Annotated in this window: 20 protein-coding genes; 11 read left to right on the forward strand and 9 right to left on the reverse strand. The window is 63.3% G+C overall.

Translation table 11 applies throughout. From position 1 onward, the window contains the following. Positions 1–10 precede the first annotated feature (10 nt). On the reverse strand, positions 11–979 hold the full coding sequence (locus tag NPS58_RS03255; protein ID WP_274113472.1) for a FecR domain-containing protein: 969 nt from the start codon (positions 977–979) through the stop codon (positions 11–13). Beyond that, positions 976–1,479: a sigma-70 family RNA polymerase sigma factor gene (locus tag NPS58_RS03260; RefSeq protein ID WP_274113474.1), complete on the reverse strand. Its 504-nt coding sequence runs from the start codon at positions 1,477–1,479 to the stop codon at positions 976–978. Before NPS58_RS03260 ends, NPS58_RS03255 begins: the two co-directional genes overlap by 4 nt. Positions 1,480–1,752: 273 nt before the next feature. On the opposite strand from NPS58_RS03260, the gene NPS58_RS03265 reads away from it, so the two are divergent. Continuing rightward, positions 1,753–2,121 carry a hypothetical protein gene (locus NPS58_RS03265; RefSeq protein WP_274113476.1) on the forward strand — a complete coding sequence of 123 codons (369 nt, stop codon included), beginning with the start codon at positions 1,753–1,755 and terminating at the stop codon, positions 2,119–2,121. Between the two features lie 201 nt (positions 2,122–2,322). Here NPS58_RS03265 and NPS58_RS03270 read toward each other — a convergent pair whose 3' ends face one another. Beyond that, complete coding sequence (locus tag NPS58_RS03270) at positions 2,323–2,481, reverse strand: DUF2986 domain-containing protein (protein WP_274115342.1); 159 nt, start codon at positions 2,479–2,481, stop codon at positions 2,323–2,325. 133 nt (positions 2,482–2,614) lie between these two features. Between NPS58_RS03270 and NPS58_RS03275 the strand changes: the two genes are divergently transcribed. The 4 genes from NPS58_RS03275 (at position 2,615) to NPS58_RS03290 (ending at position 7,064) form a co-directional block, all read left to right on the forward strand. Next, positions 2,615–3,169, forward strand: a complete 555-nt coding sequence (locus tag NPS58_RS03275; RefSeq protein ID WP_274113478.1) for a YdeI/OmpD-associated family protein — start codon at positions 2,615–2,617, stop codon at positions 3,167–3,169. Between the two features lie 169 nt (positions 3,170–3,338). After that, entirely contained in the window at positions 3,339–3,878 is a 540-nt protein-coding gene (locus NPS58_RS03280) for a nuclear transport factor 2 family protein (RefSeq protein WP_274113480.1), read from the forward strand. Next, positions 3,871–4,737, forward strand: coding sequence for an SDR family NAD(P)-dependent oxidoreductase (locus tag NPS58_RS03285; RefSeq protein WP_274113482.1), 867 nt, complete (start codon positions 3,871–3,873; stop codon positions 4,735–4,737). Before NPS58_RS03280 ends, NPS58_RS03285 begins: the two co-directional genes overlap by 8 nt. Positions 4,738–4,859: 122 nt before the next feature. Beyond that, positions 4,860–7,064, forward strand: a complete 2,205-nt coding sequence (locus tag NPS58_RS03290; protein ID WP_274113484.1) for an OsmC domain/YcaO domain-containing protein — start codon at positions 4,860–4,862, stop codon at positions 7,062–7,064. Positions 7,065–7,113: 49 nt separating this feature from the next. On the opposite strand, the gene NPS58_RS03295 is transcribed toward NPS58_RS03290, so the two are convergent. Continuing rightward, positions 7,114–7,866 (reverse strand): carbonic anhydrase, encoded by a 753-nt coding sequence (locus tag NPS58_RS03295; RefSeq protein ID WP_274113486.1) that lies wholly within the window; start codon positions 7,864–7,866, stop codon positions 7,114–7,116. Positions 7,867–7,969: 103 nt separating this feature from the next. Then, positions 7,970–8,935 carry a DMT family transporter gene (locus tag NPS58_RS03300; RefSeq protein WP_274113488.1) on the reverse strand — a complete coding sequence of 322 codons (966 nt, stop codon included), beginning with the start codon at positions 8,933–8,935 and terminating at the stop codon, positions 7,970–7,972. A gap of 106 nt (positions 8,936–9,041) precedes the next feature. On the opposite strand from NPS58_RS03300, the gene NPS58_RS03305 reads away from it, so the two are divergent. From NPS58_RS03305 to NPS58_RS03320, 4 genes are all read left to right on the forward strand, one after another. Then, complete coding sequence (locus NPS58_RS03305; protein WP_274113490.1) at positions 9,042–9,941, forward strand: LysR family transcriptional regulator; 900 nt, start codon at positions 9,042–9,044, stop codon at positions 9,939–9,941. Positions 9,942–10,003: 62 nt separating this feature from the next. Continuing rightward, positions 10,004–10,507 (forward strand): sigma-70 family RNA polymerase sigma factor, encoded by a 504-nt coding sequence (locus NPS58_RS03310; protein ID WP_274113492.1) that lies wholly within the window; start codon positions 10,004–10,006, stop codon positions 10,505–10,507. Continuing rightward, positions 10,504–11,472, forward strand: coding sequence for a DUF4880 domain-containing protein (locus tag NPS58_RS03315; RefSeq protein WP_274113494.1), 969 nt, complete (start codon positions 10,504–10,506; stop codon positions 11,470–11,472). The genes NPS58_RS03310 and NPS58_RS03315 overlap by 4 nt, the downstream gene beginning before the upstream one ends. Positions 11,473–11,578: 106 nt before the next feature. Next, on the forward strand, positions 11,579–14,014 hold the full coding sequence (locus NPS58_RS03320) for a TonB-dependent siderophore receptor (RefSeq protein ID WP_274113496.1): 2,436 nt from the start codon (positions 11,579–11,581) through the stop codon (positions 14,012–14,014). Between the two features lie 8 nt (positions 14,015–14,022). On the opposite strand, the gene NPS58_RS03325 is transcribed toward NPS58_RS03320, so the two are convergent. From NPS58_RS03325 to NPS58_RS03340, 4 genes are all read right to left on the reverse strand, one after another. Then, positions 14,023–15,363 (reverse strand): MFS transporter, encoded by a 1,341-nt coding sequence (locus NPS58_RS03325; RefSeq protein WP_274113498.1) that lies wholly within the window; start codon positions 15,361–15,363, stop codon positions 14,023–14,025. 56 nt (positions 15,364–15,419) lie between these two features. Continuing rightward, positions 15,420–16,358, reverse strand: coding sequence for a LysR family transcriptional regulator (locus tag NPS58_RS03330; protein ID WP_274113500.1), 939 nt, complete (start codon positions 16,356–16,358; stop codon positions 15,420–15,422). 51 nt (positions 16,359–16,409) lie between these two features. Then, positions 16,410–17,801 carry an FAD-binding oxidoreductase gene (locus tag NPS58_RS03335; protein ID WP_274113502.1) on the reverse strand — a complete coding sequence of 464 codons (1,392 nt, stop codon included), beginning with the start codon at positions 17,799–17,801 and terminating at the stop codon, positions 16,410–16,412. A 200-nt stretch (positions 17,802–18,001) separates the two neighbouring features. Next, positions 18,002–18,442 (reverse strand): hypothetical protein, encoded by a 441-nt coding sequence (locus NPS58_RS03340; protein ID WP_274113504.1) that lies wholly within the window; start codon positions 18,440–18,442, stop codon positions 18,002–18,004. 132 nt (positions 18,443–18,574) lie between these two features. Between NPS58_RS03340 and NPS58_RS03345 the strand changes: the two genes are divergently transcribed. Continuing rightward, a complete protein-coding gene (locus tag NPS58_RS03345) occupies positions 18,575–19,288 on the forward strand; it encodes an AzlC family ABC transporter permease (RefSeq protein ID WP_274113506.1) in 714 nt (237 codons plus the stop codon). Then, entirely contained in the window at positions 19,278–19,598 is a 321-nt protein-coding gene (locus NPS58_RS03350) for an AzlD family protein (protein ID WP_274113508.1), read from the forward strand. The genes NPS58_RS03345 and NPS58_RS03350 overlap by 11 nt, the downstream gene beginning before the upstream one ends. The last annotated feature ends 8 nt before the right edge of the window (positions 19,599–19,606 follow it).

A 19,606-nucleotide genomic window follows, 5' to 3' on the forward strand; every position in this document is an offset into this window, starting at 1 on the left:
TCGTGCTGCCCTAGGTGCTCAGGCGCACCCAGTAGCGCGTCAGGGTGTGCAGCTGCAAACCATGGGAACGTGCTAGGAAGGCCAGGGTGGCGTCGGTGTCTGCCAGGTTGAAGTTACCGCTGATCGGCCGGTGGGCGATCTCTGGCGCGCAGCCCAGGTAGCCGTTGCGGTAGCGGCCGAGCTCCTGCAGTACATTGGCCAGCGGCATGTCGCGCACTGCCAGCAGGCCGTCGCGCCAGGCCGCGGATTGCGCGGCATCGCCGGTCAGGCGATGGGTGGCAGTAGCCTCCAGTTGCCAGATTTCCCCGGCCTGTGCGACAGCGGCATTACCGCCCCGCGGGTGCATGCGTACCGCACCTTCGGTGACGCCCAGGCGGCAGGACTGTTCGTCCAGCCGTACGCTGAAGCGGGTGCCCAGGGCCTCGAACATACCCAGCGCAGTACTGACGCGCAGCACGCGCCGGGTCGGACTGTCGCCATCCTTGCCGCTGATCAGGTGCAATTCACCCCGCAGCAGTTCGATATCACGGGCCACAGCGTCGAAACGCAGGCGCACGGCGCTATCGGTATTGAGCTCAAGCAGGCTGCCGTCGGCCAGCGTCCATCGGCCGCGTTGCCCGACCTGAGTGCTGAAGTCGGCCTGCAGACGCTGCCAGGGAATGGTTTGGCGGGTTGTCCAGGCTGTAGCGCCGACCGCTGCGAATACCGATAGCAGTTTCATCATCTGCCGTCGTTGCAGGCGAGCCTCCGGCAATTTCTCCAGGGCCTGCATGGCCAGCTCCGTGGGTACTCCGGCAAAACGCCCGCCCAGGCTCTGGATGCGTGCCCAGGCCAGGCGATGCGTATCGGCACGGGCCAGCCAGGCATCGAAGGCCAGGCGCGTAGCCTGGTCAGGTTGGTTGTAGGTGAGGCGAATCGACCACTCGATGGCCTGGTCGACCACCTCGGCTGGCAGCGAGGGCAGGGCGGCGCCGTTCATAGCGCGTCCTCGAACACTCGTTTGTAGCAATGGCGCAAGGCCTTGGCGATATCCCGCTCGACCGTGGACAACGACACCCCCAACTGCTCGGCGATCCGAGGACAGGGCAAGCCGTCCAGTTGCGCCAGAAGGAAGGCGACACGCACCCGCGCTGGCAACTCGTCGAGCAGGCGGTCGATGGTCACCAGTGCCTCGATGGCCAGGGCATTGGTTTCCGGTGAAGGGATGTCTTCAGTCGGTAGATGGGCCAGGGTTTCGAGCCAGGCCCGCTCGATGTCGCGATGGCGCCACAGGTCGATGACCAGCCCGCGAGCTACGGTACGCAGGTACGCCCGTGGCTCCAGCAGCGCCTGGGCGTGGCGGCGTTGCAGAACGCGCACGAAGGTGTCCTGGGCAAGGTCCGCCGCATCCGCGGCATTGTTCAAGCGATGGCGCAGCCAGCCCTGTAGCCAGCCATGGTGTTCGACGTAGAGATGTTCGATGGGGTGTTTGCCAGACATGCCGTTCCTTCCACTGCGGCGGCTTTTAATTGTAAATCGGTCGCATTATCACTCAGTGCGTAGGAAAAGAAACCCGTGTTTGATGCGCAGAACATCTTCGACCGCGTTCGACCGCGAGTACGTATCGGAGCGCGAAAGCAAAGGTGCCTTAGAACTTTTTCCTGTTTACCGGTCTATGTGGATAGGCACATCCGATTGTCAGGAACGAACCTTCAGGTTTCCTGCAGCCGGATGGCCACACGCCCAATTGTCCAGCAGAGGTTGTCTTCGCTCATGAAATTCCATGTCCCACGGATGGTGCTCTTCGGCCTGTTCGCGTTCGCGGCAATGGGCTCGGCATCGGCAACACAGGTCAACACCTCAACCCCGCCCGTCGCGAATGTACAGGCGGCGGCCGGCAACCCATGGGCGACGCTGGCCAGTGAGCCGGCCGGGCCGTTGCTGGCCCATGACGACCGCTACCGGCATGATGACCGTTGGCATGATCGTCGGGACGATTGGCGTCGCGACAACTGGCGCCGGGATCAATGGCGCAGGGAGCAGGCCCGCCGCGAAGCTGCCCGCCATCGTGATTGGGAGCGCCACCATGACCGGGCCATGCGCCACCGTTACGAGGATGACCGCCGCTACTATCGGCGCTAGTGCAATTGATCGCGGGGCAAGCCTGGCCACCGGATGGCAGACCTTGTGGGAGCTGGCTTGCCAGCGATGAGGGCAGTGCAGCTTGCCTGTCACAGGGGGCCTGAATGACGACCGCTTTGCGGTCGATCGCCGGCAAGTCCGGCTCCTACGAAGTCTGTGCAAGGCTGTTGCTTGCCCTGCGCCAGCCGCGCAGCGGGGCGCTCACTCGCAGGTTAGCTCCGAGTCCTGGCTGCCTTCAGCGGCAAGCTTCAATCGATCAGCCTTGCTGATGTATTTAGGCTTGTTCTTCGGCGCCAATTTGGCACTGGCCTTTTTGGCGTGCGCCTTCAGTAGCTGCTTGATCTTTTTTTGACGGTTCATCATTCAACCCGGCTCGTGGATGCTTGAATGATACCAGCCCCATCCCGCAATAGCCTTTACTCGCACAGTCGCGTTTGAACGCGACTGTAAAATTGCTGGCTAGTAGTCGGGCGTATTGGTTGGAGGTGTTGCAATGACAACGATCGATGTGAAATCCCGATTCGAAGCAAGGCTACTTCGTCCGGCACACCCTGGCAGTGATACGTCGTGGGCGTTTGTCGTACTGCCAAGAGAGGCGAGTGAACAGCTTCCGAGGCGAGGAAGAACCACAGTCGAAGGCACAATCAATGGGCACCCTTTCCAGGCCACCCTTGAGCCGGATGGTCAGCTCAGCCATTGGCTGCAGGTTGGTAGCGCGTTACTCGAAGCCGCAGGCGCGGTCGTCGGGGATATCGTCACACTCGAACTCGCCCCCGTGAAGAAGGAGCCCGAGCCTGACATCCCAGCAGATTTTCAGGAGGCCTTGGCCGCCACGCCCGAGGCTCGTGAGGCCTGGAACAATACGACGACCATCGCACGCGTAGACTGGATCCACTGGATGACTTCAGCCAAGCAACTCAAGACGCGCGCCAAACGAATTGGTGATGCCTGCGAAATGCTTGCATCCGGCAAGAAGCACGTCTGCTGTTTCGACTCGTCCGGCTACTACAGCAAGGCATTCCGTGCGCCCGAGGCAGAAGACATTTAACAGGTGCCATGCGTTGATTACGCCTGACAATGCATTCACCTCTGCTTGCCGCTGCTGAGATCCTGCGAGACCTGAGAAGCCACATCGTCTGTTTGGATTACTGATCGGTGCGGCCGTGCTTGTACCTTGTTGCTCAGGCACACGGACCGGCACGACCCGAGGAGATGGCATGACCCCCACCGATCAACTGGAAACGCGTTTGCGCATGCTTGAAGACGCCGAGGCGATTCGCCGGCTGAAAGCGCGCTACCTGGCTTGTTGCGACCTCAAGGATGCGCAGGGCATGCGCGACTGCTTCGCGCCAGGCCCGGTGCGCATCGACTACGGCCGGATCGGTGAGTTCGAGGACCGCGATCAGCTGGTGGCGATTTTTCAGGCGCTTGGCTGCCATCCCCACGTCGTCGAGATGCATCACGGCGTCAACCCGCAGATCGATGTGCTCGATCATACCCAGGCCCGCGGCACCTGGGGCCTGCATTACCAGAGGATCGACACGCGCTCGCGCGTCATCACCCAACTCGGTGCGTACTACGAGGATGAGTACCGCAAGGTCGACGGCCAGTGGAAGATCTCTGCCACGCGCTGCGTTGTAACGTCCACCTTGGAAGCGAGCTACGCGGACACTGCACCCGGTGTGCGCTTTGCCGGGATTCAGCCGATCGCGATGCAGTCCACTCACTCCGCAGCACAGGGGTTCGCAAATGAATAACGATCTCAGCAATCGGGTCGCGGTCGTGACCGGCGCGTCGCGCGGTGCCGGCAAAGGCATTGCGCTGGCGCTCGGCGCGGCAGGCGCGACGGTCTACGTGACCGGCCGCTCGCAGAACGAGGGCGACGCGCCGTTGCCAGGCACGATCCACGCGACCGCGCGCGAGATCGACGCATTAGGCGGCAAGGGCATCGCTGTCGCGTGTGATCACGCCGATGACGAGCAGGTGCGATGCTTGTTTGAACGGGTCGAACGCGAATGCGGGCGGCTGGACATTCTGGTCAATAATGCGACCTTTCTGCACGATCAACTGATTGAGCCCGGCCCGTTCTGGGAGAAGTCGCTCGATCTTGTCGACATCCTCGATGTCGGCTTGCGCTCGGCCTATGTGGCGAGCTGGCATGCGGCTGCGCTGATGGCTAAGCGGCGGGGCGGGCTGATCGCGTTTACCTCGTCATTCGGCGCGAACTGCTACATGCACGGTGCTGCCTATGGCGCGCAGAAGGCCGGTGTCGACAAGTTCGCCAAGGACATGGCCGTTGACCTTCGCCCCTACGACGTTGCGGTGGTGTCCATCTGGATGGGCCCGCTGCGCACGGAGCGCACGACACGCGCATTGGAAGACCACCCGCAGCGGTACGAGGACTTCTCGTTTGTGCTGGAAAGCCCGGAGTTCACCGGGAAGGTCATTCACGCGCTGTATTGCGATCCGAACCGGATGACGCAATCCGGGCAGGTGCTGATCGGCGCAGAAGCGGCGCTGGCGTATGGCATTGTCGATCTGGACGGCAAGCAGCCTGCCTCTTATCGCGAGCTGCTGGGTGGCCCGGTGCAGGCGCATCCGGCGATTGTCGAATAACGGGGCACCCGGCGAGATCATGTCCTGGGGACCGGCCAGCGGCCATCGCTTAAAAGCGCGGGACTTCAGGGTGAAAAACCGGATAATGGCGGCCAATTTGTTTTGCTCGATGGTAATCCCGCATGGAAATCAAGGTTAACTTTCTCGACAACCTTCGACTTGAAGCCAAGTTCGATGACTTCACGGTGGTGGCCGATCAGCCTATTCGCTACAAGGGCGATGGTTCTGCCCCGGGTCCATTCGACTACTTCCTGGCTTCGTCGGCCCTGTGTGCGGCTTACTTCGTAAAGCTCTACTGCCAGACGCGCGATATCCCCACCGACAATATCCGCCTGTCGCAGAACAACATTGTCGACCCCGAGAACCGCTACAACCAGATTTTCAAGATCCAGGTCGAGCTGCCGGCGGATATCTCCGAGAAAGACCGCCAGGGCATCTTGCGTTCCATCGACCGTTGCACGGTTAAGAAAGTGGTACAGACCGGTCCCGAGTTCGTCATCGAGGAAGTGGAAAACCTCGACGCCAACGCCCAGGCGCTGCTGATGGTCAATCCGGATTCGGACGCCAGCACCTACATCGCTGGCAAGGACCTGCCGCTGGAGCAGACCATCGCCAATATGTCCGGGATCCTGGCGGGCCTGGGCATGAAGATCGAGATTGCGTCGTGGCGCAATATCGTGCCCAACGTATGGTCGCTGCACATCCGCGATGCGCAGTCGCCGATGTGTTTCACCAACGGCAAGGGTGCCACCAAGGAAAGCGCGCTGGCTTCGGCGCTGGGCGAGTTCATCGAGCGGCTGAACTGCAACTTCTTCTACAACGACCAGTTCTGGGGCGAAGAAATCGCCAACGCGCCGTTCGTGCATTACCCCGACGAGCGCTGGTTCCAGCCGGGTCGCAAGGATGCGCTGCCAGCCGAGCTGCTCGACGGGTACTGCCTGGAGATCTACAACCCCGACGGCGAGCTGCGCGGCTCGCACCTGTTCGACACCAACTCGGGCAACGAAGCGCGCGGCATCTGCTCGCTGCCGTTTGTACGCCAGTCGGATGGCGAGGTGGTGTACTTCCCGTCAAACCTGATCGAAAACCTCTACCTGAGCAACGGCATGAGCGCCGGCAACACCCTGGCCGAAGCCCAGGTACAGTGCCTGTCGGAAATCTTCGAGCGGGCGGTCAAGCGCGAAATCCTCGAAGGCGAGATCGCCCTGCCCGATGTACCGCAGGCGGTGCTGGCCAAGTACCCCGGCATTCTGGCCGGTATCCAGGGCCTGGAAGAGCAGGGCTTTCCGGTGCTGGTCAAGGACGCTTCGCTGGGCGGGGAATTCCCGGTCATGTGCGTGACCTTGATGAACCCGCGCACCGGCGGCGTGTTCGCCTCGTTCGGCGCGCACCCAAGCCTTGAGGTGGCGCTGGAGCGCAGCCTGACCGAACTGCTCCAGGGCCGCAGTTTCGAAGGCCTGAACGACTTGCCGCAGCCTACCTTCGAAAGTCACGCGGTGACTGAGCCGAACAACTTTGTCGAGCACTTCATCGACTCCAGCGGTGTGGTGTCGTGGCGCTTCTTCAGTGCCAGGGCGGATTTCGAATTCGTCGAGTGGGACTTCTCCGGCCAGGGCGAACACGCCAACGCCGAGGAAGCCGCGACCTTGTTCGGCATTCTCGAAGGCATGGGCAAGGAAGTGTACATGGCGGTGTACGAGCACCTGGGCGCAACGGCCTGCCGCATCCTGGTACCGGGCTACTCGGAAATCTACCCGGTGGACGACCTGATCTGGGACAACACCAACAAGGCTCTGTTCTTTCGCGCCGATATCCTCAACCTGCACAGCCTCGACGAGGCCGACCTGCAGGCACTGCTCGATCGCCTGATCGAGAGCGAGCTCGATGACTACACCGACATCTCTACCTTGATCGGCATCGAGTTCGACGAAAACACCGCCTGGGGTCAGCTGACGATCCTGGAACTGAAGCTGCTGATCCACCTTGCCTTGCAGCAGTTCGACGAGGCCAAGGAGCTGGTCGAAACCTTCCTGCAGTTCAACGACAACACCGTCGAGCGCGGGTTGTTCTACCAGGCCTTGAACGTGGTGCTGGAAGTGGAGCTGGACGACGACCTGGAGATGGACGACTACGAGGTCAACTTCCGGCGCATGTTCGGCAACCCGCGGATGGATGCGGTGATCGGCTCGGTGGACGGCAGCGTGCGCTTCTTCGGGTTGACGCCGACGAGCATGAAGCTCGAAGGGCTCGACAAGCACCTGCGCCTGATCGACAGCTACAAGAAGCTGCACAGCGCGCGGGCCCGAGTGGCGGCGTTGTCCAGCTAGATTGCGGCAAACAAAAAAGCACCCTCGGGTGCTTTTTTGTTTTCTGCTGCTAGGCAATCAGTTCGACTTTACCGGTGGCCAGGCGGTAGACACCGCCTACGACCTTCAAGGTGCCCTTGCCGAGGGCATCGGTGAGCAGCGGCGTGGCGTTTTTAAGGCGCTGCACCGAGTCCTTGACGTTTTGCGCGGTCGCATTTTCCATGAGGTTGCCGGGCTGCTCGAGGACCTTTTCAATGGAGGGCTTGAGTGCTTCGGTCAGCTTGGGGATATGCCCAGGGAACACAGTCTGCTCCTTTACTGCCTTGATGCCGGCATCGATGGCGCCGCAGCTTTCGTGTCCCAGCACCAGGATCAATGGTGCGCCAAGCACGGCGACCGCATATTCAAGGCTGGCCAGGCCTTCGTCGGTGACGAAATTGCCGGCCACCCGGATGGCGAAAAGATCGCCGCGTGCGGTATCGAAGGCATACTCGGGGGCGATCCGTGAATCGGAGCAACTGAGCACCGCCACGAACGGGTTCTGGCCGGAAACCAATGCTTCGCGTTCGTCCTGAAAGTCGTGGGTGTCGGAGTTGCCACTGACATAGCGTTCGTTGCCTTCAACCAGGCGATGCAGGGCCTGGTCGGGTGTCATCACGTTTTGGGGTTTGGGGGGCGCAGACGATTTCTCCGCGGCCTGGATCATCCGTGCAGGTAGCGCACCCGCCAGTAGCAGGGCACTGGCCCCGAGTCCGGCAAGTTGAAGAAAGCGACGACGGTCGGTGGGGGTGGACGTTGAAGTTGAATCACATGATTTACACATGATGGTGTGTACTCAGGTCAACTCGGTGAGAGTAACTGCGCTTGGGGCTGGTGCCTTGCGCAACGCGCGGCACCAGGACCCTCAAGTGTAGCTGACCGGCACGCTACGCCTTTTGTGGTGCAGTGCCGACCGGCCCGGGTGCCTGGGCCTTCGCCTTGGCAGGTTTCAACCGTGAAACCCCGAACAGCACCAGGGCCAGCCCGGCCATCTGGTACATCGACACCTCCTCGCTGAGCACGGCCCACGAGGCCAGCACTGTCAGCACCGGCCCCAGGTTGCCGACTGCCGCTGTCTGGGTTGCGCCCATGCGCTGGATCGCCAGCGCCACCCAATAGATCGGCAGCACCGTGGACACCACCGCCATCAGCGCCGCGTACATCCACACCGACGCGGGCAGCTGCCAGAGCCCGGTGAAATCGGCCACCAGCACATAATGCGCCAGCACCATCAGCGACGATGCGCCGCCCGCCAGCCCGGCCAGGCGCATGGAATTCATGCGCTTGAGCATGATGCCGGTGCCCGAGTAGTACAGCGCATAGGTCACGGCACTGGCGAACACCCAGGCAGCGCCGACGATCACCTGGTTGCCCATGCCCGAGACGCTGACGTCATGCACGAAGGCGATTCCCAGGCCCAGGTAGCACAGGCCCATCGCCGCCAGGGTGCGCAGGGTAGGGCGCTCGCGCAGGGCGATGGCCTGGAATACCAGCACCAGGGTGGGGTAGGTGAACAGGATCAGCCGTTCAAGCCCGGCGCTGATGTACTCAAGCCCATAGAAGTCGAACAGGCTCGCCAGGTAATAGCCGAACAAGCCCAGCAGCATCACCCGCACGCTGTCGCCCAGGCCCAGCGGCGCGTTGGCAGGGCCCCGGCTGGCCCACACCAGCCAGGCAAACAACGGCAGGGCCAGGCCCATGCGCATGGCCAGCAGGGTGATCGCATCCACGGGGCCTGCCGCATACGACAGCTTGACGAAAATCGCCTTGAGGCTGAACCCCAGGGCAGACAGCACCGCGAACAGGCTGCCGTTGTGGACGCAACGCTGGCACAACGCACGCAAATTATTCATGGGCAACCCAGGAGAGGAGTTGGAGACAGGGGTTATTCTAAAGAGAACGCAACCGGCGCAGAATCGCATTTTCCCGAAACAAGCCTTCGCCAAAAGAGAACGCCCCGTGCACTTCGACCTCCCCGATTTACGCCTGCTGGTCGCCATCGCCACCACCGGCAGCCTGAGCAAGGCGGCGGCCAGCATACCGGTTGCTGTCTCCGCCGCCAGCAGCCGCTTGCGCCTGTTCGAGGAGCGCTGCGCCGTCACCGTGTTCACCCGCAAGGCCGACGGCATGCAGCTCACCCCCTCCGGGCGCTTGGTCCTGGAAGCGGCCCGTAGCGTGCTGGGCGAAGCGCAAACCCTGCAGGACACACTCAAGGAACTCGCCGGCCAGCGCCGCATCACCCTGCGCCTGGCGGCCACCACGGTGACCACCAACACCCTGTTGCCGGCTGTGCTGGGATCGTTCCTGGCCGACTACCCGGAGGTCGACTTGCAACTGACCGAGTACAGGAGCGCGGACGTCATGCGGGCGGTGCTCACCGGTGAGTGCGAAATCGGCGTGTATGACGGCAGCGTTATCAGTGACGGGGTGTTGTCGTTGCCGTTTTGCAACGAGCGGCTGGTGATGCTGGTGCCCAACGAGCATCCCCTGGCAGGCAGCGAACACACCCGCCTGAGCGATGCGCTGAGCTATCCCTTCATTGGCATGCCCACCGAGCGGGCCATGCAGCGGTTCGTCGAAGAGCGGGCGAGAAAACTGGGCATGGCGCTGCAGATCCGCGTGCGGGCACCGAGCTTCGAGGCCATCGCGCAACTGGTCGCCCAGCGCGCTGGTATCGCCATGCTGCCGCAGACCACGGCGTTGCGCATGGAGCAGGAGTTGCCTGTGCGGATGATTCTGCTCGAGGAAAGTTGGGCCACCCTTGAGTTGCGGTTGTGCATCAAGGGCTGGGAGTCGCTCAGCAGCCACGGGCGTGAGCTGGTGAGTTTTCTGAACCGTGATCGCGGAACAAATAGTTAGATACAAGCTAATGAGAAGTATTACCATGCGTGATTTCCTCGCCGCCCAGGAGATCCCGCCCCATGCCCCCGTCCAGCCCGCACGATGTCGGTGAGCTCTACCTGCAGCATTACAGCTGGGTAGTGGCCATGCTCCGGCGTCGGCTCGGCAACCGTGAACAGGCACTGGACATGGCCCAGGACACCTTCGTCAGGCTGCTGCGCAGCGAGATGCCGTCATTTCTACGTGAGCCACGGGCGTACCTTGCCACCGTTGCCGGGCGCCTGTGCCTGCAGCACTTTCGCCGACAGGCGCTGGAGCGCGCCTACCTTGAAGGCCTGGCACTGATGGAGCCGCAGCATCACCCCTCGGAAGAAACCCGCCTGCTGGTGCTCGAGGCGCTGGACGCCGTCGGCCAGGTGCTCGATGGCCTGGGCAGCCGGGTGCGTGAGGTGTTCCTGTTGTCCCAGCTCGATGGCCTGACCTACCCGCAGATCGCCGAGCAATTGGGCCTGACCGTCAATATCGTGCAGAAGGCCATGCTCAAGGCATACCGGCATTGCTACGCGGCGGTCTACAGCGAATGAAAGCGTTCAGCTCCAATGATCCCCATCCAGACCCGGAGGTGCTGGAGCAGGCCATGCTGTGGATGGTGCGCCTGCAATCGGGAGTCAGTACCGAAGCCGAGCAACATGCCTGCCAGCGCTGGCGCCAGGAAAGCCCGGCCCACGAACTGGCGTGGCGGCGCCTGGAGGGCATCGGCCAGGGCCTGCGTGACGGCACGCGTGGCTTCTGTCCGGCAGGAGCCCGAGGGCTGTTGAACGCACGCACGCTGACTTCGCGCAGGGCCGTGCTCAAGGGCCTGGCCGGTGTCGGCGTGGTGGTCGCCAGCGGCTACGGCGTGCAACAGCGCAGCCTGCTGCCGACGCTGTTCAGCGACTATGGCACCGGCACTGGTGAGCGGCGCAACGTTGCCCTCGAGACGGGGCTTGCGCTGCAACTGGACACCCGCACTGCGCTGGACAGCCAATTGGTGTCCGGTATCCGCGAGCTCACCCTCAACAGTGGGCGTGTGTCGCTCAAGGTGGAGCAGGGCGCCATGGTCAGCCTGCATACCGCCGACGCCGCGATCCACCCAGGGGAGCTGGCGCAGCTGATCGTCAGCCGGGACCGCGCCGGCACCCAGGTGCAGCTGCTCCAAGGCAGCGCCCTGGTGGCGCAGGCACAAGGTCGGCGTTTCACGCTGCAGGCGGGTTGGCAGCAGCGCTTTAGCGATGGGCACATCAGCGCGCCCTCGCCATTGCCCGCAGGTGCAGGAGCCTGGACGCAAGGGCTGCTGGTGGCCGAGCGGCTGTCGCTTGGGCAACTGCTGGCAGAGCTGGACCGCTATCGGCCGGGCGTGCTGCGCTGCGATCCGCGTATCGCCGGAATGCTGGTCAGTGGCTCGTTTTCGGTCGACCAGCCCGAGGCCAGCCTCGATCTGCTGGCCCAGGTATTGCCGATTCGTGTCCAGCGCGTATTCGGCTACTGGGCCAACGTCGTGCCGGCCTGATTTTTTTCACCGCTGCCGGCAGGTTTTGCGGGCTCGCGCATCAAGACAAGGGAAGACGCCAGGTACACGGCGTCATGTCCCCAACTGCTTCCCAAGGATTGTCTCGATGCAAACTTGCCTTACTCCCCTTGCAACAGCCGTGCGCGTCCTGGCGCTTGGCGTTGTCGTGGCTTGTGCCAACCCAGTCGTGCAGGCCGCAGAGACTCGCGCCGAGCAGGGCGCAGAGCGCACCTATGACATCGCCCCGGGTAGCCTGGACAGCGTGCTGGGGCAGTTTGGCCAGCAAGCCGGGGTAATGGTCGCGGTAGATTCGCAGCATGCCCAGGGCCTGAACAGCCCCGGCCTGCGCGGTCGGTTTGAGCTGGACCAGGCGCTGGCGCGGCTGATCGCGGGGACCGGCCTGCAGGCGGTAGCGGTGGGGCCGGGCCGCTACCGGCTGATCCCCCAGGCAGCCGAGAGCGAGGCGCTGGAACTGGGGGCCACGAGTATCAATGCGGCAGGCCTTGGCGCCACCACCGAAGGCACCGGCTCCTACACCACAGGCGCTACCAGCACCGCCACTAAGATGAACCTGTCGATTCGCGAAACCCCTCAGTCGATCAGCGTCATCACCCGCCAGCGCATGGATGACCAGCAACTGCACAGCATGTCCGAGGTGCTCAACCAGACCCCCGGCATCACCATGTCCCAGGATGGCGGCGAGCGCTTCAACATCTACTCGCGTGGCAGTGCCATCAATACCTACCAGTTCGACGGCGTCACCACCTACCAGGAAAACCAGACCCGCAACATGCCCAGCACCCTGATGGACATGGCGATCTACGACCGCGTGGAGGTGGTGCGCGGTGCCACGGGGCTGATGACGGGCGCGGGCGATCCCAGTGGGGTGGTCAATGTGATCCGCAAGCGCCCCACCCACGAGTTCCAGGCCTATGTGCAGGGCGGTGTCGGGTCCTGGGACTACAAGCGCCTGGAGGCGGATGTCTCCGGCCCGTTGACGCCGACCGGCAACCTGCGCGGCCGCATGGTGGCGGCCAAGCAGTTGAACAATACCTTCATGGACTGGTACCAGCAGGACCGCGACATTCTTTACGGCGTGCTCGAAGCCGACTTCACCGACAGCACCGTGGTGCGCTTGAGCATCGACCACCAGCGCTACCGGCCGACCGGTGCACAGGGTGTGCCGATGTTGTTCAGCAACGGCCAGCAGACCGATTTCTCCCGCTCCACCAGCTCTGGCGCGCGCTGGAACTCGGACCGCTTCGACACCAACAACTACACCCTGGGCATCGAACAGCAACTGGCCAACGACTGGCAGTTGAAGGTGGCGGCCACCTACATGGAGGTCGACCGCGATACACGCACAGGCTCCTACCAGAGCTCGACCGGCATGTCGTACATCACCCCGGAGGGTATTGCGAGCATCAGCCAGAGCTGGTCCGAAGCCAACCAGCGGCAGAAGGCCATCGACGCCACGCTGCAAGGGCCATTCGAGTTGTTCGGGCAGACCCATGAGTTGATCGTGGGCAGCAATTACCTGGACTACGTCAACCACCATTACGCGACCACCGGCAGCCCGGCGCTCGTGGACTTCTACACCTGGAACAACGAGCTGCCCAAGCCGGACAAAAGCACCTTCTCCCCGACCCTGGACTACGACGTCGACACTCGCCAGAGCGGCTACTTCGTGGCCAGCCGCTTCAACCTCAGCGACCAGTTGCACCTGATCCTCGGCGCCCGGGCTAGCAACTACCACTATCACTACTACTCCAAGAGCCTGGCCTCGGGGTTCACGATGGACTACGGCATGACCGAGCGTGGCGAAGTCACGCCCTATGCCGGCGTGGTCTACGACCTCACTGCGCAGCAATCGGTGTACGCCAGCTACACCGATATCTTCAAGCCGCAATCGAGCCAGGACCGTACTGGCAAGACGCTCGAGCCGGTGGTCGGCAAAAACTACGAACTGGGCTGGAAGGGCGAGTTCTACGACGGCCGGCTCAATGCCAACGTCGCGGCCTACCTGGTCAAGCGCGACAATGTCGCCGAGCTCGATGCCGGCTTCACCGTGCCGGGTACCGATGAAGACGCCTACCGTGCGGTGAGCGGTGCCAAGACCAAGGGCGTCGACCTGGAGCTGTCGGGCGAACTGGCGCCTGGCTGGGAGTTGCAGACCGGCTACAGCCACTCCCGCACCGAGGATGCCGAGGGCGAGCGGCTGACCACGCAATTGCCGCTGGACACCTTCCGGCTGTGGACCACCTACCAGTTGCCCGGCCAGTGGCAGCGCCTGACCGTGGGCGGTGGCGCCAGCTGGAACTCCAGCAACTCGCTGTACTTCAGCCGCTACAACAGCCGCGTGGGGCAGGACGACTACGCCGTGGTCAACCTGATGGCGCGCTACCGGTTCACCGACCACCTCTCGAGCTCACTGAACCTGAACAACCTGCTCGACGAGAAGTATTACTCGGGGTTCTCCGGCAGCTATGGCCATTACGGGCCGCCGCGCAACCTGATGATGGACGTGCGCTACGACTTCTGAGCCTGTGCCTACATTGCATCGCGGGGCAAGCCCGCACCTGCCGGTTCGGCGATGCGTGGTGTACGCGACACACTCAACCCCAGCAGCCCACCGATCACCAGCGCAGCGGCCATGAAGTACATGGCCGCATGGGTGTTGCCGGTGAGCTGCGTCAACCAGCCGACCACAATGGTGCTGAAGAACCCGGCGATGTTGCCCAGCGAGTTGATCAACGCGATTCCGGCTGCCGCCGCCGCGCCACCCACCACTGCAGTGGGCATGCCCCAGAACACCGGCAAGCTGCTGATCATTGCCGCCGTGCCGATGGTGAGGCCGATCATCGACAGCACCAGGCTTTCGCCGAACAGCGTGCCGAACACCACCCCGGCACCGCCGATGAAGGCGCAGATCGCCAGGTGCCAGCGATATTCGCGAAGGCGGTCGGAGCTGCGGCCCACCAGCACCATGCTGACCGTGGCCACCGAGTATGGGATCGCCGTCAGCACGCCAATGGCCCAGGGCTCGGCAACACCGCTGTTGCGGATGATGGTCGGCATCCAGAAGCTGATGACGTATTGCCCGAGCACCAGGCAAAAGTACACAGCGCCCAGTAGCCAGATCTTCGGGTTGAGCAGGCCGTCGCGCAGCGAGTGGCGGGCCTTCTGCTTGGCTTCGCGATCCAGTGCAGCCTGCATGCCGCGTTTTTCGTCGAGGCTGAGCCAGTCGGATCTGACATTGCGGTCGCGCAACAGGAAGAACACCGCGGCACCCAGGGCCACGGCGGGCAAGCCTTCGATCACGAACAGCCACTGCCACCCGGCGAAGCCGGCCACGCCATCGAACGTCTGCATGATCAGGCCGGAGATCAGCGAGCCGAGCATGCTCGAGATCGGCAAGGCGGCGATGAACAGCGAAATCATCACGCCCCGGCGATGACTCGGGAACCAGGTGGTGAGGTAGAAAATGATCCCGGGAAAGAAGCCCGCTTCGGCGATGCCGATCAGAAAGCGCAGCACGTAGAAGGTCATGGGCGTTTCAATGAACATCATCGCCGCCGACAGCAAGCCCCAGGTCATCATGATGCGGGCGATCCAGCGTCGTGCGCCGAACTTGTGCAGGGCGATGTTGCTGGGTATCTCGAACATCAGGTAGCCGACGAAGAACACGCCGGCGCCCAATCCGTACACCGCATCGCTGAATTTCAAGTCGTCGAGCATCTGCAACTTGGCAAAGCCCACGTTCACCCGGTCAAGGTAGGCGACCAGGTAACAGACAATCAGCAGCGGAATGATCCGCCAGGCCGTCTTGCGGTAGGCCGATTGCAGGGCTGCGTCCGGCATGTGATCGGGGCGTGGGGGTGGGGTGTTCATCTCGAGCCTCTTTCTTGTTGTTGTAGGGGCGAACTTGAAATGGCATTGCTCGCGGGTCAGAGCGCGCGACCTCCCGGCCAGTCGCCGCTCGCGCACATGTCCCGGACGACTTCGCGGATCAACTCACTGATCAGCGTCTTGAGGTGGCTGGCGGGCATCGAGGCGCAACTGCAGATGCCCAGGGTGCGCGAGACCCCGTCGGCGGCAATCCGGTGGGCCACCAGGCGTCCGTCATCGATTTCGCGCATGGCCAGGTTCAACGGCATGATGGTGTGGCCGATGCCGGCCTCCACCGCGCTTTTGAGGATGTGCACGGAGTTGACCTCCATGGCGATCTCGCCCACGGTCAGCCCGTGGCGTGCCACCGCCTGCTCGACCAGGGTGCGGGTGCTGTGGCCGTGGGCCTGGCTCGGGAACACCAGTGGCCGGGCCAGTGCCTGGGCCAGCGACACTTCACCGGCAGGTGGCGCATCGGCGGCGTTGGCTCGGTGGATCAGGTAGAAGTCTTCTTCGATCAAGGCACTGAACAGCACTTGCGCGGGCAGGTCGCCGGAGGTGAACAGGGCAAGGTCCACGCGGCCGCGGATCAGCTGGTCCATGACGTTGCCGGTCAGCTCTTCATTGAGATGGAACGACACCTTGGGGTAGCGCGCGGCCACTGCCCGCATCAGCGGCATGGCAAGGATGGTCGCGACGCTTTGCGGCAACGCCACGATGATCGAGCCGCTGACCGAGTCCGGGCTGCTGGTGACCGCGGCGCGGGCATCGACCAGGTGCTTGAGCATGCCCTGGGCATATTCGTAGAACACCTTGCCGGCTTCGCTGGCGATCACGCCATTGTGGCTGCGGTGAAACAGCTGCACCCCCAGCTCGTCTTCCAGCGCCGACATCTGCTTGCTCAAGGCCGACTGCGCCACATGCACCTGGCGCGCGGCTTGGGACAGGCTGCCGCAGTCGATCACGGCGACGAAGTATCTGATCTGGCGGATTTCCATTGGGGCTTCCTGCGGCACTGGAATGTACGGGGCCGGTGATGGTACAGCGCGTCAGCCTGCGACGCGTGCGCGAGGAAAAATCTTCCCGGGGTTCATCAACTGCTTCGGGTCCAGTGCGGCCTTGATCGCCTTCATGGTGTCCACCGCGTTTGCCCCGTGTTCAACCGCCATGAAGTGTTGCTTGGTCAAGCCGATACCGTGCTCGCCGGTGCAGCTGCCGTTCATGGCGATGGCCCGCTCGGCCAGCCGGTGCGCTGCCGCTTCGGCGCGCTCGACTTCGGCATGATCGTCCGGGTCGACGAGAATCAGCGCGTGGAAATTGCCATCGCCGACATGGCCGAAAATCGGAGCGATCAAGCCGCTTTCGGCAAGGTCGGTGGCGGTCGCTTCAATGCAGTCGGCCAGCCGCGAAATCGGCACCACTGCATCGGTGGTCAGGGCACGGCAGCCGGGGCGCAAGGCCAGGGCTGCGAAATAGCCATCGTGGCGGGCTTGCCACAAGCGGCTGCGGTCTTCCGGGTGCACCGCCCACTCGAAGTCCAGGCCCTGGTGTTCGTCGGCGACCATGCGCACGGTCTCAAGCTGTTCCTTCACTCCGGCGTCGGAGCCATGCAGTTCGAAGAGTAGCGAGGGCGCCTCGCGCAGTTGCGTCTTGCTGTAGGCGTTGAGGGCGCGCATGGTCAGCGCATCGAGCAGCTCGATGCGGGCGACGGGGACGCCCAGCTGGATGATCTGGATCACCGCCCGTACCGCGTGATCGACACTGGGGAAGCGGCACACGGCTGCCGAGATGGCCTCGGGAATCGGGTGCAACTTGACGGTCAGCTCGGCGATGGTCGCCAGGGTACCGCCCGAGCCCACCAGCAAATGGGTCAGGTCATAGCCTGCCGATGACTTGCGGGCCCGGCCGCCGGTGTTGATCACTCGCCCGTCGGCCAGCACGGCGGTCATGCCCAGCACGTTCTCGCGCATGGTGCCGTAGCGCACGGCGTTGGTGCCGGAGGCGCGGGTCGCCGCCATACCGCCCAGGGAGGCGTCGGCGCCCGGGTCGATGGGAAAGAACAGCCCGGTGCCATGCAAGGCTGCATTGAGTTGCTTGCGGGTCACGCCCGGTTGCACGGTGGCGTCCATGTCGTCGACGCGGATATCGACAATCTGGTTCATGCCGGAGACATCGATGCTCACGCCACCGTGGGTGGCCTGCAGCCAGCCCTCGAGGGACGTGCCGCTGCCATAGGCGATCATCGGCACATCGTGGCGGTAGCACGCGGCGCTGATACCGACGATATCGTCGAGGCTGTTGGCGTAGGCCACGGCATCCGGTGGCATCGGATCGAGGGCGGAAATATCGCTGCCATGGTGCTCGCGCACGCTGGCAGAGGTAGAAAACCGCTCGCCGAGCAACAGGCACAGGTCATCGCGCAGGGATTGGGGAAGGGGCATCGAGCAATCTCCGATTCTTGTTCGCCGCCTCAAGCGTGCGGCATTTGTAGGGAGGTAGTGCTCATATTAGGCAGGCTTCGGCCAACACCCGTAGTGCTGATTTCAGATGGAGCCATCTCTTGAAGAGATAGGCGTGCGGTGGTGTGGGAGCGGGCCTGCCCCGCTCCCACAACAAGCCCATTACACAGCAAGCCCTGCGCTCAGCCTTCCTTGATATCGCCGCAGAACAGCGGTTGGCTGCCGTCTGCCGGGCTGGTGCGCACGAGCAGGGCATAGTCACCCTTGGCCAGTTCGCTCAGCGCCACCGGTGCCTGGGCCCAGTACTGGGTACGCGGGGCCAGCGAGGGATAGTCGACGCTGTTGGCCTGGCGGGCGGTGTAGGCAGGGTTGCCCAGGTGCTGGCACGACCCGGCGACGATGGCCGTGTCCAGGCGGCTGGGTACGGCCAGGTCATGGGGAACCCCGCCGATGGTGAGCTTGATGCCGGTCTGGTCGCCCACCGGGCTGAGGGTGGCCCGAGCGATATGCGTTGCGTTCAGCGGGGTAGCCTGGAGGGGGACATCGACAACTTCGGATCTGCTCGCGCAGCCTGAAATTGCCCCGACCGCCGCTACCAACGCCAGCCAAGATGCTCTGTTCATCACAGATCTCCGGTTGTGAGGTGCGTTGATTTCGTCCCCCATATGAAGTCTAGTGGCCTGCTCCGGGCGTGGGATCCAACTGATGGATGGTCACAGTAGAAGCGGGCTAACAATGTAAAGAGGTGAGGTTGCTTGAACGTTGAAAAAAGCGCAGTCGCGCTGGACTGGAAGGAGGTAGGGGAGGGTTTCAAGCAACTGATGCCCATTTCCCTGTTTGTCGTGGTGTTCGGCGTGGCCTTCGGGCTTGCCGCCGCACAGCGAGGCCTGGACGACGCCTCGACTGTGCTCATGAGCGCCCTGGTATTTGCCGGTGCGGCGCAGTTCGCTGCGCTCGATCTGTGGGGGCAGCAGGTGCCGGTGGTTCCGTTGATGGTCACGGTGTTTGCAATCAATGCCCGGCACCTGTTGATGGGGGCGACCTTGTACCCCTGGCTTCGCGAACTGCCACGGGCCAGGCGCTACGGTGTGATGCTGGTGGTCTCGGACGCCAACTGGGCAATGTCGATGCAGGCCTACAACGCCGGCAAGTCGGGCTTGGGGTTGTTGTTCGGTGGCGGGCTGGCCTTGTGGTCGGCATGGGCGCTGGGCAGCTGGCTGGGGCTGGTGTTTGGCAGTGCGATCCACGATCCGGTGAGCCTGGGCCTGGACATGGTGATGGGCTGCTTTTTGCTGGCGATGGTGATCGGCGGGCAAAAGAACCTGCGCATGCTGATCATCTGGAGCGTGGCTGCGGGCGCGTCGCTGCTGGCGTACGCCTACTTGCCGGAAAACAGCCATGTCGTGGCCGGGGCATTGGCCGGCGGCATTCTGGGCGCAGTGTGGATGGAGAAAAAAATTGAGCATTGATAGCGCAGGTTTCGGCACCTTCTACCTCATCCTGATCATGGCGGTGGTCACCCTGGCCACGCGCTGGGGCGGCGTGTTCGTGATGTCCTTCGTACCGATCAACTATCGGGTGCAGCAGTTCATCAGTGCCATGTCCGGTTCGGTACTGGTCGCGGTGCTGGCGCCGTTGGCGGTCACCGGCGACAACGGCGCGCGACTCGCTTTGCTGACAACGGCCATCGTCATGCTGGTGCTGCGCAAGCCGCTGCCCGCGATTGCGGCGGGGGTCGTTGTGGCAGCGCTGTTCAGACAACTCTCGGTTGTCCTGTAACATGCCCA

Origin of the sequence: Pseudomonas putida (assembly GCF_028682455.1) — a bacterium.
In the GTDB taxonomy this organism is placed as follows: domain Bacteria; phylum Pseudomonadota; class Gammaproteobacteria; order Pseudomonadales; family Pseudomonadaceae; genus Aquipseudomonas; species Aquipseudomonas putida_AA.

What these genes read in the sequence shown, in the direction of transcription:
- NPS58_RS03260 (WP_274113474.1), bottom strand. Translation starts at nt 1,479, where the DNA reads ATGTCTGGCAAACACCCCATCGAACATCTCTACGTCGAACACCATGGC.
- NPS58_RS03320 (WP_274113496.1), top strand. Translation starts at nt 11,579, where the DNA reads ATGCAAACTTGCCTTACTCCCCTTGCAACAGCCGTGCGCGTCCTGGCG.
- NPS58_RS03340 (WP_274113504.1), bottom strand. Translation starts at nt 18,442, where the DNA reads ATGAACAGAGCATCTTGGCTGGCGTTGGTAGCGGCGGTCGGGGCAATT.
- NPS58_RS03330 (WP_274113500.1), bottom strand. Translation starts at nt 16,358, where the DNA reads ATGGAAATCCGCCAGATCAGATACTTCGTCGCCGTGATCGACTGCGGC.
- NPS58_RS03270 (WP_274115342.1), bottom strand. Translation starts at nt 2,481, where the DNA reads ATGAACCGTCAAAAAAAGATCAAGCAGCTACTGAAGGCGCACGCCAAA.
- NPS58_RS03315 (WP_274113494.1), top strand. Translation starts at nt 10,504, where the DNA reads ATGAAAGCGTTCAGCTCCAATGATCCCCATCCAGACCCGGAGGTGCTG.
- NPS58_RS03280 (WP_274113480.1), top strand. Translation starts at nt 3,339, where the DNA reads ATGACCCCCACCGATCAACTGGAAACGCGTTTGCGCATGCTTGAAGAC.
- NPS58_RS03300 (WP_274113488.1), bottom strand. Translation starts at nt 8,935, where the DNA reads ATGAATAATTTGCGTGCGTTGTGCCAGCGTTGCGTCCACAACGGCAGC.
- NPS58_RS03290 (WP_274113484.1), top strand. Translation starts at nt 4,860, where the DNA reads ATGGAAATCAAGGTTAACTTTCTCGACAACCTTCGACTTGAAGCCAAG.
- NPS58_RS03295 (WP_274113486.1), bottom strand. Translation starts at nt 7,866, where the DNA reads ATGTGTAAATCATGTGATTCAACTTCAACGTCCACCCCCACCGACCGT.
- NPS58_RS03325 (WP_274113498.1), bottom strand. Translation starts at nt 15,363, where the DNA reads ATGAACACCCCACCCCCACGCCCCGATCACATGCCGGACGCAGCCCTG.
- NPS58_RS03265 (WP_274113476.1), top strand. Translation starts at nt 1,753, where the DNA reads ATGAAATTCCATGTCCCACGGATGGTGCTCTTCGGCCTGTTCGCGTTC.
- NPS58_RS03275 (WP_274113478.1), top strand. Translation starts at nt 2,615, where the DNA reads ATGACAACGATCGATGTGAAATCCCGATTCGAAGCAAGGCTACTTCGT.
- NPS58_RS03285 (WP_274113482.1), top strand. Translation starts at nt 3,871, where the DNA reads ATGAATAACGATCTCAGCAATCGGGTCGCGGTCGTGACCGGCGCGTCG.
- NPS58_RS03310 (WP_274113492.1), top strand. Translation starts at nt 10,004, where the DNA reads ATGCCCCCGTCCAGCCCGCACGATGTCGGTGAGCTCTACCTGCAGCAT.
- NPS58_RS03335 (WP_274113502.1), bottom strand. Translation starts at nt 17,801, where the DNA reads ATGCCCCTTCCCCAATCCCTGCGCGATGACCTGTGCCTGTTGCTCGGC.
- NPS58_RS03255 (WP_274113472.1), bottom strand. Translation starts at nt 979, where the DNA reads ATGAACGGCGCCGCCCTGCCCTCGCTGCCAGCCGAGGTGGTCGACCAG.